Annotated in this window: 14 protein-coding genes; 10 read left to right on the top strand and 4 right to left on the bottom strand. The window is 70.6% G+C overall.

All coding sequences use genetic code 11. The features are described 5' to 3' along the window. Positions 1–52: 52 nt before the first annotated feature. The 7 genes from OIE67_RS07060 (at position 53) to OIE67_RS07030 (ending at position 4,456) form a co-directional block, all read left to right on the top strand. Positions 53–322: an MFS transporter gene (locus tag OIE67_RS07060; protein ID WP_326637796.1), complete on the top strand. Its 270-nt coding sequence runs from the start codon at positions 53–55 to the stop codon at positions 320–322. Continuing rightward, positions 319–1,017 (top strand): MFS transporter, encoded by a 699-nt coding sequence (locus OIE67_RS07055; protein WP_326637794.1) that lies wholly within the window; start codon positions 319–321, stop codon positions 1,015–1,017. Before OIE67_RS07060 ends, OIE67_RS07055 begins: the two co-directional genes overlap by 4 nt. Positions 1,018–1,111: 94 nt before the next feature. After that, the gene (locus OIE67_RS07050; protein ID WP_326637792.1) at positions 1,112–1,543 is read left to right on the top strand and encodes an Hsp20/alpha crystallin family protein; all 432 of its coding nucleotides are present in this window, start codon (positions 1,112–1,114) and stop codon (positions 1,541–1,543) included. Positions 1,544–1,599: 56 nt separating this feature from the next. Further along, a complete protein-coding gene (locus tag OIE67_RS07045) occupies positions 1,600–1,911 on the top strand; it encodes a MerR family transcriptional regulator (protein WP_326637789.1) in 312 nt (103 codons plus the stop codon). Positions 1,912–1,997: 86 nt separating this feature from the next. Beyond that, entirely contained in the window at positions 1,998–3,539 is a 1,542-nt protein-coding gene (locus OIE67_RS07040; protein ID WP_326637787.1) for a gamma-glutamyltransferase family protein, read from the top strand. Positions 3,540–3,562: 23 nt separating this feature from the next. After that, complete coding sequence (locus OIE67_RS07035) at positions 3,563–4,099, top strand: hemerythrin domain-containing protein (protein WP_326637785.1); 537 nt, start codon at positions 3,563–3,565, stop codon at positions 4,097–4,099. 33 nt (positions 4,100–4,132) lie between these two features. Continuing rightward, positions 4,133–4,456 carry a DUF5709 domain-containing protein gene (locus OIE67_RS07030; protein WP_326637783.1) on the top strand — a complete coding sequence of 108 codons (324 nt, stop codon included), beginning with the start codon at positions 4,133–4,135 and terminating at the stop codon, positions 4,454–4,456. Here the strand turns inward: OIE67_RS07030 and OIE67_RS07025 are convergent. After that, a complete protein-coding gene (locus tag OIE67_RS07025) occupies positions 4,449–5,099 on the bottom strand; it encodes an HAD family hydrolase (RefSeq protein ID WP_326637782.1) in 651 nt (216 codons plus the stop codon). The two genes, OIE67_RS07030 and OIE67_RS07025, sit on opposite strands and share 8 nt — an antisense overlap. Before the next feature lie 166 nt (positions 5,100–5,265). On the opposite strand from OIE67_RS07025, the gene OIE67_RS07020 reads away from it, so the two are divergent. Next, a complete protein-coding gene (locus tag OIE67_RS07020; protein WP_326637780.1) occupies positions 5,266–5,880 on the top strand; it encodes a Uma2 family endonuclease in 615 nt (204 codons plus the stop codon). Here the strand turns inward: OIE67_RS07020 and hrpA are convergent. Next, positions 5,870–9,742, bottom strand: a complete 3,873-nt coding sequence (gene hrpA, locus OIE67_RS07015; protein ID WP_326637778.1) for an ATP-dependent RNA helicase HrpA — start codon at positions 9,740–9,742, stop codon at positions 5,870–5,872. The two genes, OIE67_RS07020 and hrpA, sit on opposite strands and share 11 nt — an antisense overlap. A 93-nt stretch (positions 9,743–9,835) precedes the next feature. After that, positions 9,836–10,204: a VOC family protein gene (locus tag OIE67_RS07010; protein WP_326637775.1), complete on the bottom strand. Its 369-nt coding sequence runs from the start codon at positions 10,202–10,204 to the stop codon at positions 9,836–9,838. Positions 10,205–10,262: 58 nt separating this feature from the next. On the opposite strand from OIE67_RS07010, the gene OIE67_RS07005 reads away from it, so the two are divergent. Continuing rightward, positions 10,263–10,700, top strand: a complete 438-nt coding sequence (locus OIE67_RS07005; protein ID WP_326637774.1) for a MarR family winged helix-turn-helix transcriptional regulator — start codon at positions 10,263–10,265, stop codon at positions 10,698–10,700. Positions 10,701–10,717: 17 nt separating this feature from the next. Here the strand turns inward: OIE67_RS07005 and ppgK are convergent, their stop codons facing one another. Next, complete coding sequence (gene ppgK / locus OIE67_RS07000) at positions 10,718–11,476, bottom strand: polyphosphate--glucose phosphotransferase (protein ID WP_326637772.1); 759 nt, start codon at positions 11,474–11,476, stop codon at positions 10,718–10,720. A 119-nt stretch (positions 11,477–11,595) separates the two neighbouring features. Here ppgK and OIE67_RS06995 point away from each other — a divergent pair, with 119 nt between their 5' ends. Beyond that, complete coding sequence (locus OIE67_RS06995) at positions 11,596–12,744, top strand: TIGR03118 family protein (protein ID WP_326637769.1); 1,149 nt, start codon at positions 11,596–11,598, stop codon at positions 12,742–12,744. Positions 12,745–12,808: the final 64 nt, after the last annotated feature.

Genomic DNA, 12,808 nt, shown 5'->3' with positions numbered 1-12,808 from the left:
CGCGGAGGAGCGTGTTCATCCCCGCGTCGCGCTCCCAAGGCAAGGACGCGTTTTGTCTCCCACTTCCTCCACGTTCAGAGCCCTGCGTCACCACAATTACCGGCTCTGGGCGGGAGCTGACATCGTCTCCGTCACCGGCACCTGGATGCAGGTGCTCGGCGTCAACTGGCTCATCCTCACCCTGACCGGCTCGGCGACCAGCGTCGGGCTGAGCCTCGTCATGCAGGCGCTGCCCACGCTGGTGCTGGGCATGTGGGGCGGCGCGCTGGCCGACCGCCTGCCCGGCCGGCCCGTCGTCGTCGCCGCGCCTTCTTCGTGGTGATCGCGGCCGTGGCGGCGATGCGACCGGCGGAGTTCCACGCCCTCGCCGCCGAGGAGCGGCAGCCGGGCGCCGTGCTCGGCGGCCTGCGCTACGTCCTGCGCACGCCGTGGCTGCTGGTGATCCTCGCGCTGTGGTTCGTCTCGGGCAGCCTCGGGCGCAACTACCAGGTCACCATGGCCGCCATGAGCGCGGGCCCGCTGGAGTCGGGCTCGGGCGGCTACGGCCTGCTCCCCACCGTCTTCGCCGCCGGCACCGTGCTGGGCGGCTTCCTGGCCGCGACCCGGCCGAACCTGACCGTCCGGCCGCTGCTGGTCATGACGTTCGCGACGGGGGTGGCGCAGGCGCTGAGCGGGCTGATGCCGTCGCTGTGGACGTTCGCGGCCGTGCTGCTGCCGATCGCGGCGGGCGCGGTGGCGCTCGACACCACCGTCTCGGCCAGGGCGCAGATCGACAGCCCCGAGGCGATGCGCGGCCGGGTGATCGCGGCCCTGTCCATCGTCAGCGCCGGGGCGGGCGCGCTCGGCGGGCCGCTGCTCGGCCGGCTGAGCGACACGTTCGGGCCTCGGGTCGCGCTGGAGATCGGCGGCGTGGCCTGCGTGGCGGCGTCCCTGCTCGCGGCCGTGGGCCTGGCCAGGCTGTCCGGGCGGACGGTCAAGCAGGCGATCCGGGTACGCCCCCGGCTGGAGAACGTCTGACTCCACGGACCGCTTGTCCACACTCAGAGATGGAGGTAACCTGTAACTGAAATTGGAGGTTACCTCCGAAGCCGACGACAAGGAGGGTGGAAAAATGCTGCTGACCTCGATCGACCCCTTCTTCCAGGAGTTCGAGCGGCAGTTCGACCGGCTGACCCGGCAGGCCTTCGACCACGGCTCCGCCGCGATGCCGATGGACGGGCTCCGGCGCGCGGACGACGTGCTGCTGCGCTTCGACCTCCCCGGCATCGACCCCGACTCCATCGAGGTCACCGTCGACCGCGGCGTCCTCAGCGTCAGCGCCCGCCGCGAGGAGGAGATCGCCGACGACGAGCGCCTGTTCGTGCGCGAGCGCACGATGGGCACCTTCACCCGTCGCGTCTACCTGTCCGAGCACCTCGACAGCGACAAGATCGACGCGGGTTACGCCAACGGCGTGCTCACCGTCCGCATCCCCGTCCTCGAGCGGGCCAAGCCGCGCAAGGTCGAGATCCAGCGCGGGGAGACCAGGGCCATCAAGGCCTGAGCGACGGCACCGGGGGCGGGCCACGGCCCGCCCCCGCGCCATGAGGAGAGCACGACATGCCCGACCTGCCCATCGACAACGAGCACGCCCCCCTCTACTCCCTCGGGCAGGTGGCGGAGATGCTGCAGGTTCAGCACGCCTTCCTGCGGCGGCTCGACCAGCACGACGTCATCAGGCCGAGCCGGTCCAGCGGCGGGCAGCGGCGTTACTCGCGTCACGACATCGTCATCGTGCGGCACGTCTCCCGGATGGCCGAGGAGGGGATGACGCTCATCGCCATCCGCCGCATCCTGGAGCTGGAGCAGGAGGTGGCCGCGCTGCGCCGCCAGCTCGACGAGGCCCGCGCCAGGCTGGGCGAGCAGGGGTGATCCTGAACCCGCGCCGATGCGCGGGCTCAGGCGGCTCCGCCGGCGGGCGTCCGGCGGCGGGCGCGCGGGCGCGTACGCTCTTGAACGTGCACAACACCAGATACGCGCCCTCCGGCATGGTGTGCAGCGTCGATCACCTGGCCTCTGCGGCCGGGCTGTCGATGCTGGAGCGCGGAGGGTCGGCCGCGGACGCGGCCATCGCGGCGAACGCCGTCCTGTCCGTCGTCGCCCCCCACATGTGCGGCCTGGGCGGCGACCTGTTCGCCCTCGTCCACGACGGCGGGGTGAGCGCGCTCAACGCCTCGGGCCGGGCGGGGTCGGGGGCCGATCCGGCCCGGCTGCGCGCCGAGGGCCACCGGCGCATGCCTCACCTGCACGACGTCAGATCGGTCCCGGTGCCCGGCTGCGTGGACGGCTGGGCCGCGCTGCACCAGCGCCACGCCCGCCTGCCCATGGCCGACCTGCTCGCCCCGGCGATCCGGCTGGCCGACGGCGGCTTCCCCGCCTCGCCGCTGATGGTGGCGGGCGCGCTCAACGCGGCCAGGCGGCCGGGCGGCTCCGACTTCGCCGGCGTCCGCGCCGCGGGCGACCGGGTGACCAGGCCGGGCGTGGCCCGCGCGCTGCGGGCGGTGGCCGAGCGCGGCCGCGACGGCTTCTACCTGGGCGAGTTCGGGCAGGGCCTGATCGGCCTGGGCGCGGGCGAATACACCGAGGCCGACCTGGCCACGCCGGGCGCCGACTGGGTCGAGCCGCTGAAGACGCGCGCGTACGGTCACGACGTCTGGTCGATGCCGCCCAACTCCCAGGGCTACCTGCTGCTGATGTCGCTGGCCATCGCCGACGGCCTCGACCTGCCCGCATCGCCGCACCACCCCGCCTGGGCGCACCTGCTCGCCGAGGCCGCCAGGGTGGCCGGCCACGACCGGCTCGACCTGCTGCACGAGGGCGCCAAGGACCTGCTCGACCGGGACGAGATCGCCCGGCGGCGGGCGCTCATCGACCCCCGTTCCCGGCTGCGCCTGCGTGCCCCCGCCGAGCAGGGCGACACCACCTACCTGTGCGCGGTCGACGGCGACGGCATGGGCGTGTCGCTGATCCAGTCGAACGCGTCGGGGTTCGGCAGCATGGTGTTCGAACCCCGTACCGGGATCAATCTCCACAACCGCGGCATCGGCTTCTCGCTCAAGCCCGGCCACCCCGCCGAGTACGGGCCCGGCCGGCGCCCGCCCCACACGCTCACCCCCGCGCTGATCACCCGCCGCGACGGCACGCTCAGAGCGGTCGCCGGCACGATGGGCGGCGACGCCCAGCCGCAGATCCTGCTGCAGGTCATCACCCGCCTGCTGCGGCACGGCGAGCAGCCGGGCCCGGCGCTGGCCGCACCGCGCTGGCGGCTCGGCACCGGCGGCACCGGGTTCGACACCTGGGAGGCGCCCGACGACGCCCTGCTCGACCTGGAGGAGGGCGGGAGCTGGGCCGACGGCCTCGGGGCGCTCGGGCACCGGGTGGCGGCGCTGCCCTACGGAAGTTCGTTCGGCCACGCCCACGTGATCGACGTGCGCCCCGACGGCATGCTGGCCGGGGCCGCCGACCCCCGTTCGCTCGTCGGTTCCGCGATTGGACGCTGAACGCCGGGGTAGCGGGCGACACCATGGCTACGGACGTCATCACTCTCATCACGCAGGACCACAGGGTCGTGGAAGGCCTGTTCGAGCGGCTCAAGAAGAAGGAGGGCGACCAGAAGGCCATGGTCGCCGAGCTGCGCGCCCTCCTGATCGCGCACGCGCGGGCCGAGGAGGACCGGGTCTATCCGGGCATCGACGCCCACCACAGCGTCGAGGAGCACAAGGAGGCCGAGATCCTGCTCGACTCCCTCGTCCGGGCCCGGCCCGGCACGGCGGAATTCGACCAGGCGCTCGACGACCTCATCGAGTCCATCAACCACCACGTCGAGGAGGAGGAGACCAAGCTCCTGCCCGCGCTGAAGAGCTCGGCCGACGCCAAGGAGCTGGAGCGGCTCGGCACGGCGTTCAAGCAGCGCAGGGCCGAGGAACTGGCCGCGCTCGGCTCCCCCGCCGAGCCCTCCAAGGCCGAGCTGTACGAGCAGGCGCAGCGGGCCGACATCCCCGGCCGGTCGCAGATGGACAAGGAAGAGCTGTCCCAGGCGCTGGGAGAGAACAAGTTCTAGGATTCCGGACCGTACCCAGGGTAGGGATCACGTATGACCGAACTACCTCCGAACCGGTACGGAATGAGCGACGAGCAGGAGATCGAGGTCTCGGAGTGGACCGACGATCTCGGCCAGCGCCACGAGATCGTCGAGGACGACCCGCAGCGCCGGGACACCCTCGACGAGCGCCTGCGGCGTGAGGCCCCGGAACGGCTGCACGAGCCCCGCCCCAAGCACCGGCTGACCCAGCCGGACGAGGGGCTCGAACCGGACACGGAAGACGAGGAGATCGGGGAGGACGTGAACGGCGACGCCGACGACCTGTCGGCAGAGGAGCGCGCCGTCCGGATCGACCCCGACGACACCCTCACATGAGCCGCAGGGCGGGCAGGATCGCGTGCAGGTCGTCGACGATCACGTCGGCGGCCTGCGCCCGCGGCCGCTCCGCGTGCAGATGACCCCAGGGCCCGCGGCGCAGCAGCGCGGTCCGCATGCCCGCCGCGGCGGCCGGCAGCACGTCGTTGTCCAGGCGGTCGCCCACGTAGAGGATCTCGCCCGGCTCACGCCCCGCCACCGCCGCCACCTTGGCGAAGAAGCCGGGATCCGGCTTCTGGACGCCCCACCCGTCGGAGGTGTGCACCGAGTCGGCCGGCAGGTCCATGGCCACCAGCGCGTCATAGGCGCGGCGCGGCTGGTTGCCGGCGATGATCACCTGGTATCCGGCCGCGCGGATGGCGGCCAGCGCCTCGCGTACGTCGGGATAGAGGTCGTCGGCGTCGAAGTGGTTGCGCAGCCCGCCGGGGTCGTCCCGCTCCCAAGCGGCCTCCTCGGCCACGAGGTCCACGCCGGGGCGGACGAGGTGGAAGGCGTCGCTGTGCGGGCGGTCCAGCGCGGCCATGCCGCCGAGCGCGCCCATCAGCAGGAAGTGGCTGACGCCGAGCCGCTCGGCCCAGCGTGACCAGATGCGCGTCTCACTGATCAACGTCTCGCCGACGTCGAACACCACTGCCTTGACCATCGTTCCCCCTGATTCCTTCACCGGACAAGTCCGGCAATACCTCCAAGCAGGATCATTTCACGCGGCCGGAGCACGATGCGAAGGCCGGTTCGAGTCGCACGATCCGGCCCTTGGTGGAATACTTAGCGTGCCTGTTCGAACACGAAGGGATAGTTCGATGGTAGCCATGATGATCGAATCTCCGGCAACCCAGCCCGAGGAGAGCAGCGAGCACATGCCACAAACCTCAGAGAACACGCCAGGAACCGCAAGAGAGTTGTTCGATGCCCTACCCCCCCTCCCCGGCTTCCGGGTCGAGGTCATCGAAGGGAAACTGATCGTGAGCCCGCTCGGCAGCCCGGAGCACCACTGGTCCTCAGCAGATCTGCACGATGCTTTCTATCCACTGCGCAAGGAACGTGGCTGGGTCGGATCACCACAGGGGCCAGGAATCTGTATCGAAGGCCCGCGAGACTCGCTTTCGCCCGACTACGTGCTAACACACGAGAAATGCGAACGATGGGGCAATGAGCTGCTCTCTTCTGGAGTTCTCCTGGTAGCCGAGGTCGTTTCACCAAGCAGCGTCTACGCTGATCGCGAGGAGAAGCTCCGTCTCTACGCGCTCGGCAAGATCCCGGTCTACCTTCTCATCGACCCCATCGCTCAATCGCCCACGGTCACCGTCTACAGCGACGTCAGCAACGGAAAGTATCGCCTCGCCCTGACCGAATCCATGGGAAAAGTGGTCATGCTGCCCACTCCCATTAACTTCGAGCTCGACACCTCCATGATCAGGGTGTGAGTTTCTCCATCGCCTTCGCGATCCGCTTCTCCGACACGGGGGTCGGGGTGCCGAGCGTCTGGGCGAAGAAGCTCACCCGCAACTCCTCGATCATCCACCGGATCTCCACCACGTCCGGATCCGTCCGCCGCGCCGGATGCAGTTTGTCCAGCACGTCCTGATAGTCGTCCTCGACCTTGTGCACCCGGTCCATCCACTCCTGGTCCCGCCACGGCTCCTCGGGGAGCTTGGACAGGCGGCGGTCGACGGCCCGCAGATAGCGCAGGATGTCCGGCAGCCGGCGGCTGCCCGTCGCCGTGACGAAACCGGCGAACACGAGCCTGCCGAGCTGGTCGCGTACGTCGTCGGTGGCCGCGCTCTGCCGCAGCGCGTCGAGGCGGGCGCCCGCCTCGTGCCAGACGCTGAGAATCTGCTCCACCCTGGCCAGCACGTCGCGTGCCGTGTCGTAGAGGTGGGCGCGTACGTGCTGGTAGAGGCGGTCGAAGCCGACCGGGTCCCAGGCGGGGCCGCCCACGTCCAGCATCAGCTTGTCGACGGCCGCGTCGACCACGTCGTCGAACAGCGCCACCGCGCCGCCGTGCGGGCTGCGTGACAGCGCCAGCTTGGCCTGGTTGGACAGGCCGCCGAGCAGGGACTTGGCCGGGTTGGTGACGTTGAGCATGAGCAGCCGGCGCACGCCGGGCCAGTGGGAGCGGCGCTGCTCGGCCTGCGTCTCGAAGATCTTGATGGAGACCGAGTCGCCCGCGTCCACCAGCGCCGGATAACCCTTCATCCGGCCCTGTTCGAACACCTTGGGCAGGGTGCCGAAGCTCCACGTGTGCAGGCCGGTCTGCTCCAGGTCGTCGCCGGCCTGGGAGAGCGTCTGACGCAGGCGCGGCGCGAGCCGCCGCTTGAGCGCGTCGAGGTCCTTGTCCTCGGCCACGGTGCGCTTGCGCTCGTCGATCACCCGGTACGTGATCCGCAGGTGATCGGGCACCTGGTCGAGCTGCCAGGCCTCGCGCGGCACGCGGATGCCGGTGAGCCGCAGCAGCTCGCGCTCCACGGCCGCCAGCAGCGGCTCCCCGCCCTGCGCGACCCCGGCGAGCACCTGCTTGGCGTAGTTGGGGGCGGGGACGAAGTTGCGGCGCAGGTGCTTGGGCAGCGACCGGATGAGCGCGGTGATGAGCTCTTCGCGCAGCCCGGGGATCTGCCAGTCGAAGCCGTCGGCGTTGACCTGGTTGAGCACCTGGAGCGGCACGTGGACGGTGACGCCGTCGGCGTCGGCCCCCGGCTCGAACTGGTAGGTCAGCTTCATCCGCTGGCCGAGCTGTTTCCAGGTGTCGGGGTAGTCGCGGGCGCTGATGTCGGCGCCCTCGTTGACCAGCATCTCGGGCGAGAACGCGAGCAGGTCGGGCTGCTCCTTGCCGGCCTTCTTCCACCAGGAGTCGAAGTGGCGGGCGGAGACCACGTCGGCCGGCACCCGCTGGTCGTAGAAGTCGTAGAGCGCCTCGTCGTCGACCATGATGTCGCGGCGGCGGGCGCGGTTCTCCAGCTCCTCGACCTCGCCGAGCAGCCGGCGGTTGTCCTTGAGGAACCTGTGGTGGGTGTCCCAGTCGCCTTCGACCAGCGCGTGCCTGATGAACAGCTCACGCGACAGGTCGGGGTCGATCCGGCCGTAGTTGACCTTGCGCCCGACCACGAGCGGCACGCCGTAGAGGGTGACCTTCTCCAGGGCGATCACCGCGCCCTGGTTCTTCTCCCAGTGCGGCTCGGAGTAGGTGCGTTTGACCAGGTGCTGGGCCAGCGGCTCGACCCAGTCGGGCTCGATCTTGGCGTTGACCCTGGCCCAGAGGCGCGAGGTCTCGACCAGCTCGGCCGACATGAGCCACTGCGGCTGTTTCCTGGCCAGCGTCGAGCCGGGGAAGACGGCGAAGCGGGCGTTGCGGGCGCCGAGGTATTCCTGGATCGGCCTGCGGCCGTCCTGGCCGCGCTGTTTGTCGATGACGTCCTTGACGCCGATGTGCGACAGGAGCCCGACGAGCAGCGACACGTGCACGTGGTACGGCTGCGCGGGCTGGCTGTTGGGCTGGGCCCCGAGCGACTGGCGTACCTGGCTGTAGATGTCCTGCCACTCGCGGACGCGCAGGTAGTTGAGGAACTCGGCCTTGCACAGCCGCCGGAACGCGCTGGACGACAGCTCCTTCTGCTTGTCGCGCAGGTAGTTCCACAGGTTGAGGTAGGCCATGAAGTCGGAGTCGGGGTCGGCGAAGCGGCGGTGCTTCTCGTCGGCCTGCTGCTGCTTCTCGGCGGGCCGCTCGCGCGGATCCTGGATGGACAGCGCGGCGGCGATCACCATGACCTCGCGCAGGCAGCCGTTCTTCTCCGCTTCTAGCACCATGCGGCCCAGGCGCGGGTCCACCGGGAGCTGGGCCAGCTTGCGGCCGACGCCGGTGAGGTTGCCGTGGGCGTCGAACGCGCCCAGCTCGTGCAGCAGGTTGACGCCGTCCTTCACCTGGCGGCGGTCCGGCGGCTCGACGAACGGGAACGCCTCGATGTCGCCGAGCCCGATCGAGGTCATCTGCAGGATGACGGAGGCCAGGTTGGTGCGCAGGATCTCGGGGTCGGTGAACTCCGGCCGGTTGAGGAAGTCCTCCTCCTCGTAGAGCCGGACGCAGATGCCGTCGGAGGTGCGGCCCGAGCGGCCCTTGCGCTGGTTGGCGCTGGCCTGCGAGATCGGCTCGATGGGCAGGCGCTGCACCTTGGTGCGGTGGCTGTAGCGGGAGATGCGGGCGAAGCCGGGGTCGACGACGTATTTGATGCCGGGGACGGTGAGCGAGGTCTCGGCCACGTTGGTGGCCAGCACGACGCGGCGCCCGGTGTGGCGCTGGAAGACGCGGTGCTGCTCGGCGGCGCTGAGCCGGGCGTAGAGCGGCAGCACCTCGGTGTTGCGCAGCTGCGCCTTGCCCAGCGCGTCGGCGGCGTCGCGGATCTCCCGCTCGCCCGACAGGAACACCAGGATGTCGCCGGGGCCCTCGCTGATCAGCTCGCGGCAGGCGTCGACGATGCCCTGCGTCTGGTCGTCGTCGTCGGCCAGCGGGCGGTAGCGCACCTCGACCGGGTAGGTGCGGCCGGACACCTCGATGATCGGCGCGTCGTCGAAGTGGCGGGAGAAGCGCTCGGGGTCGATGGTCGCGCTGGTGATGATGACCTTGAGGTCGGGGCGCCTGGGCAGCAGCTGCTTGACGTAGCCGAGGATGAAGTCGATGTTGAGGCTGCGCTCGTGGGCCTCGTCGATGATCAGCGTGTCGTACTGATCGAGCATGCGGTCGTTCTGCAGCTCGGCCAGCAGGATGCCGTCGGTCATGAGCTTGACCAGGGTGCGCTCGCTCGCCTGGTCGGTGAAGCGGACCTTGTAGCCGACCACCTCGCCGAGGCCGGTGCCGAGCTCCTCGGCGATGCGCTCGGCGACCGTGCGGGCGGCGATGCGGCGGGGCTGGGTGTGGCCGATCAGCCCGCGCACGCCCCGGCCCAGCTCCAGGCAGATCTTGGGGATCTGGGTGGTCTTGCCCGAGCCCGTCTCACCGGCGATGATCACGACCTGGTGGTCGCGGATGGCCGCCAGGATGTCGTCCTTGCGCTGCGATACGGGCAGGTTTTCCGGATAGGTCACGGTCGGCACGGCCGCGCGGCGCCGTACCAGCCGCTGTTCGGCCCGCTCCACGTCGGCGAGGATCTCCGCGACGATCTTGTCCCGGGTGTCCCGGGAGCGGACCCGGCGCATGCCGTCGAGCCTGCGCCGCAGGCGCCGCTGGTCGCGGGGCATGAGGTCGGGCAGGCGGGACTGGAGCTCGGCTATCGGAGAGGACAACGAAGGAGTTCCCATACTGCTTTCAGGATATTTGAGCTCCGCGTCCCCGGAGCCAACCGCCCATGGTGCCCCACGGGACCGGCCGCTCGCACCTCAATATCGCCGAGTCTAGCGATCGTGAATGGTGATCACGTAGCCGTCGGGGTCGGCGAGGCTGAACGTACGCCCGAAGGGGCTGTCGGCGGGCGCTGCCACGATCGGCACGCCGTCCGCCTTGAGGTCGTCGTGCAGGCGCTGCGCGTCCCCGGCCGCGGCCGTCGCGAGCCAGAGCACCACGCCCGTGCCGGGGCGCTCCGGCAGCTCCACGCCCGGGAGCGGTTCGCGGACGGCGAAGGCGATGGGCTCGGTGGCGAAGACGACGGCGTTCGGCGGGCCGCCGGGGGCCCGCTTCAGGCCGAGGCGCTTCTCGTAGAACTCGGCGGACCTGGCGAGGTCGCGCACTTGCAGGGCGACGAAGTCGATTCCGGTGACGGACATGGCACTCCCCTTGAATGTCAGGACTTTGACATCCAGAAGCTTATGTCAGAATGCTGACATGATGCAACAAGACCTGGGCCGCAGCATCGGCTACCAGCTCAAACGGGCGCAGGCCGCCCTGCGGGCGACCATGGACGGCGCGCTGCGCCCGCACGGGCTCACCACGCCGCAGTACTCGTGCCTGGAGCAGCTGCGGCTGCGGCCGGGGCTGTCGAACGCGGAGCTGGCGCGCGGGGTGTTCGTGACCCGGCAGTCGATGAACGTGCTGCTGCGCGGCCTGGAGGAGGCGGGGCTGGTGGAGCGGCCCGCGACGGCTCCTTCTGGACGCGCGCTGCCCACGCGCCTGACGGAGGCGGGGGCGCGGGCCCTGGCGGCGGCCAAGGCCGACGTGTCGGCGATCGAACGCCGCATGACGGCGGTCATGGACCCGGCCCAGGCGCAGGCGTTCGTGACCCAGCTCGCCGCGATGGCCGACGCCCTGTCGACGCCCCCTTGAGCCGGGTCGCCCGCCTCTCAGGCCCGGCTTGACGTCCTCGTACGACCGGGTGTCTTCGCGGGGGTGGCGGCGGCGTGGGCGGCGCCGATGATGCCGGCCTCGTTCTGCAGCCCCGCGGGCACCACCGGCGTGTCGAGGCGCACGTGCGGCAGGAACTTGTCGGCCTTCTTGCTGACCCCGCCCCCGATCACGATCAGCGACGGCGAGAAGAGCATCTCGACGTGCCGCAGGTATTCCTGCACCCGCCCGGCCCACTTCTCCCAGCTCAGGTCGTGCTCCTCCCGGGCCCGCGCGGACGCCCGGTGCTCGGCGTCCCTGCCGTGCACTTCGAGGTGCCCGAGCTCGGTGTTGGGCACCAGCACGCCGTCCACGAACAACGCGCTGCCGATGCCCGTGCCGAACGTCAGCACCAGCACGACCCCGCGCCGGTCCCGCCCCTCCCCGAACCGCATTTCGGCCAGGCCCGCGGCGTCGGCGTCGTTGAGCACCGTGGCGCCGCCGAACAGCCGGGCGGCGTCCACGCCGATCCACGAGCGGTCCACGTTCGCGGCGGACTTGATCACGCCGTCCGCCACGACTCCGGGAAAGGTCACCCCGACCCGGCCCTTCCAGCCGAAATGCTCGACGATCGAGGCCACGACACGGGCCACGGCGTCGGGCGACGACGGCTCTGGGGTCGGGATGCGCAGCCGGTCTTCCAGCAGCTCACCGGCTTTCGTGTCGACCGGCGCCCCCTTGATGCCGGAGCCGCCGATGTCGATGCCGAGGACGTTCATGGTTGTGCATCTCCCCCGCCTGGCGCGGAACACTCCCGTCCGGCCAATTCCGGCCCCGGCTGAACCCGCCTCCGGCCCGCCGCGTATCACCCGTCACAAGCGCTAACTAGGAGGCTCGGATGCGGCCACGCATCATCACACTCTGCGCTGTTGCGGTCGTCTTGGGAGCGACTCTCACCACTCCCGCACACGCCACCACCAGGACGCGATTCGACGTCATCAACCTTGTGTCGGACGTCAAGGGCAAAGCCCCTGTCACCGACCCCAAGGTCGTCAACCCTTGGGGCCTGGCCATGGGCAAGACACTCTGGGTGTCGAACACCGGCACCGGAAGCGCCACCGTCTACTCCGGCACGGGCCGGAAGGAGAAGACGGAGGTGGCCATTCCGGGCGGGGCCCCGACGGGCCAGGTGTTCAACCCGGGCGACGGCTTCACCGTCAAGGGCAAGCCCGCCTCGTTCATCTTCTCCAGCCCGAGCGGCGCCATCTCCGGATGGAACGCGGAGGTCGACCCGGCGAACGCGATCATCGCGGCCTTCACCCGGGGCGCCGACTACAAGGGGCTGGAGCTCGTCCAGACCGAGGACGACGAGGCCTTCCTGCTGGCCGCGGACTTCGCCGGCGGACGCATCCACGCCTTCGACGAGGACTTCGAGCGCATCCGCCTGGCCAGCTGGCAGTTCAGGGACCGGGCACTGCCCGAGGGCTACAACGCCTACAACGTCGCAGTGGCCAACGGCAGCGTCTGGGTGTCCTACGCCCTGCGTGACCCGGCCACCGGCAAGCCGGTCTTCGGCAAGGGCAAGGGCTTCGTCAGCCGCTTCAACGCCACCGGCCGCCTGACCGGGCGCATCTCCAGGGTGGGGCTCAACGCCCCCTGGGGCATCACCGCCGCGCCCAAGGGCTGGCGTCAGTACGACGGCGCGCTGCTGATCGGCAACTTCGGCGACGGGACCGTGCACGCCTACAAGCGCAACCGGCACCTCGGCGCGATCGCCGGCTCGGACGGCAGGGCGATCGTGCTGCCCGGCCTGTGGGACCTCGAACCCGGCACCGCGGCCACCGGCGGCGAGAGCTCGCTGTGGTTCTCCGCCGGCATCGACGGCACCAAGCACGGCCTGATCGGCGTGATCGCGCCGCAGGGCACAAAGGTGAGCTCCAACGGGGCGGCGGGCACGCCGTCCAGCAGACCGACGCATCCGTCGGGCCATCGGACGAGCGCTCCCAAGACCCCGTCGTCCTCCCAGAATCCGTACGGCGGGTACTGACAGGGCGCTCGGTCGCCGCCGCCCTCGGCCAGGCGAGAAGCGCAGCTCGCCGTAGTACGGCGGG

This window comes from Nonomuraea fuscirosea (genome assembly GCF_035917475.1).
GTDB classification, from domain to species: domain Bacteria; phylum Actinomycetota; class Actinomycetes; order Streptosporangiales; family Streptosporangiaceae; genus Nonomuraea; species Nonomuraea fuscirosea.
This window is presented reverse-complemented; position numbering and strand designations above follow the sequence as displayed.

What these genes read in the sequence shown, in the direction of transcription:
- OIE67_RS07050 (WP_326637792.1), top strand. Translation starts at nt 1,112, where the DNA reads ATGCTGCTGACCTCGATCGACCCCTTCTTCCAGGAGTTCGAGCGGCAG.
- OIE67_RS07045 (WP_326637789.1), top strand. Translation starts at nt 1,600, where the DNA reads ATGCCCGACCTGCCCATCGACAACGAGCACGCCCCCCTCTACTCCCTC.
- OIE67_RS07035 (WP_326637785.1), top strand. Translation starts at nt 3,563, where the DNA reads ATGGCTACGGACGTCATCACTCTCATCACGCAGGACCACAGGGTCGTG.
- OIE67_RS07030 (WP_326637783.1), top strand. Translation starts at nt 4,133, where the DNA reads ATGACCGAACTACCTCCGAACCGGTACGGAATGAGCGACGAGCAGGAG.
- OIE67_RS07025 (WP_326637782.1), bottom strand. Translation starts at nt 5,099, where the DNA reads ATGGTCAAGGCAGTGGTGTTCGACGTCGGCGAGACGTTGATCAGTGAG.
- OIE67_RS07020 (WP_326637780.1), top strand. Translation starts at nt 5,266, where the DNA reads ATGATGATCGAATCTCCGGCAACCCAGCCCGAGGAGAGCAGCGAGCAC.
- hrpA (WP_326637778.1), bottom strand. Translation starts at nt 9,742, where the DNA reads ATGGGAACTCCTTCGTTGTCCTCTCCGATAGCCGAGCTCCAGTCCCGC.
- OIE67_RS07010 (WP_326637775.1), bottom strand. Translation starts at nt 10,204, where the DNA reads ATGTCCGTCACCGGAATCGACTTCGTCGCCCTGCAAGTGCGCGACCTC.
- OIE67_RS07005 (WP_326637774.1), top strand. Translation starts at nt 10,263, where the DNA reads ATGATGCAACAAGACCTGGGCCGCAGCATCGGCTACCAGCTCAAACGG.
- ppgK (WP_326637772.1), bottom strand. Translation starts at nt 11,476, where the DNA reads ATGAACGTCCTCGGCATCGACATCGGCGGCTCCGGCATCAAGGGGGCG.
- OIE67_RS06995 (WP_326637769.1), top strand. Translation starts at nt 11,596, where the DNA reads ATGCGGCCACGCATCATCACACTCTGCGCTGTTGCGGTCGTCTTGGGA.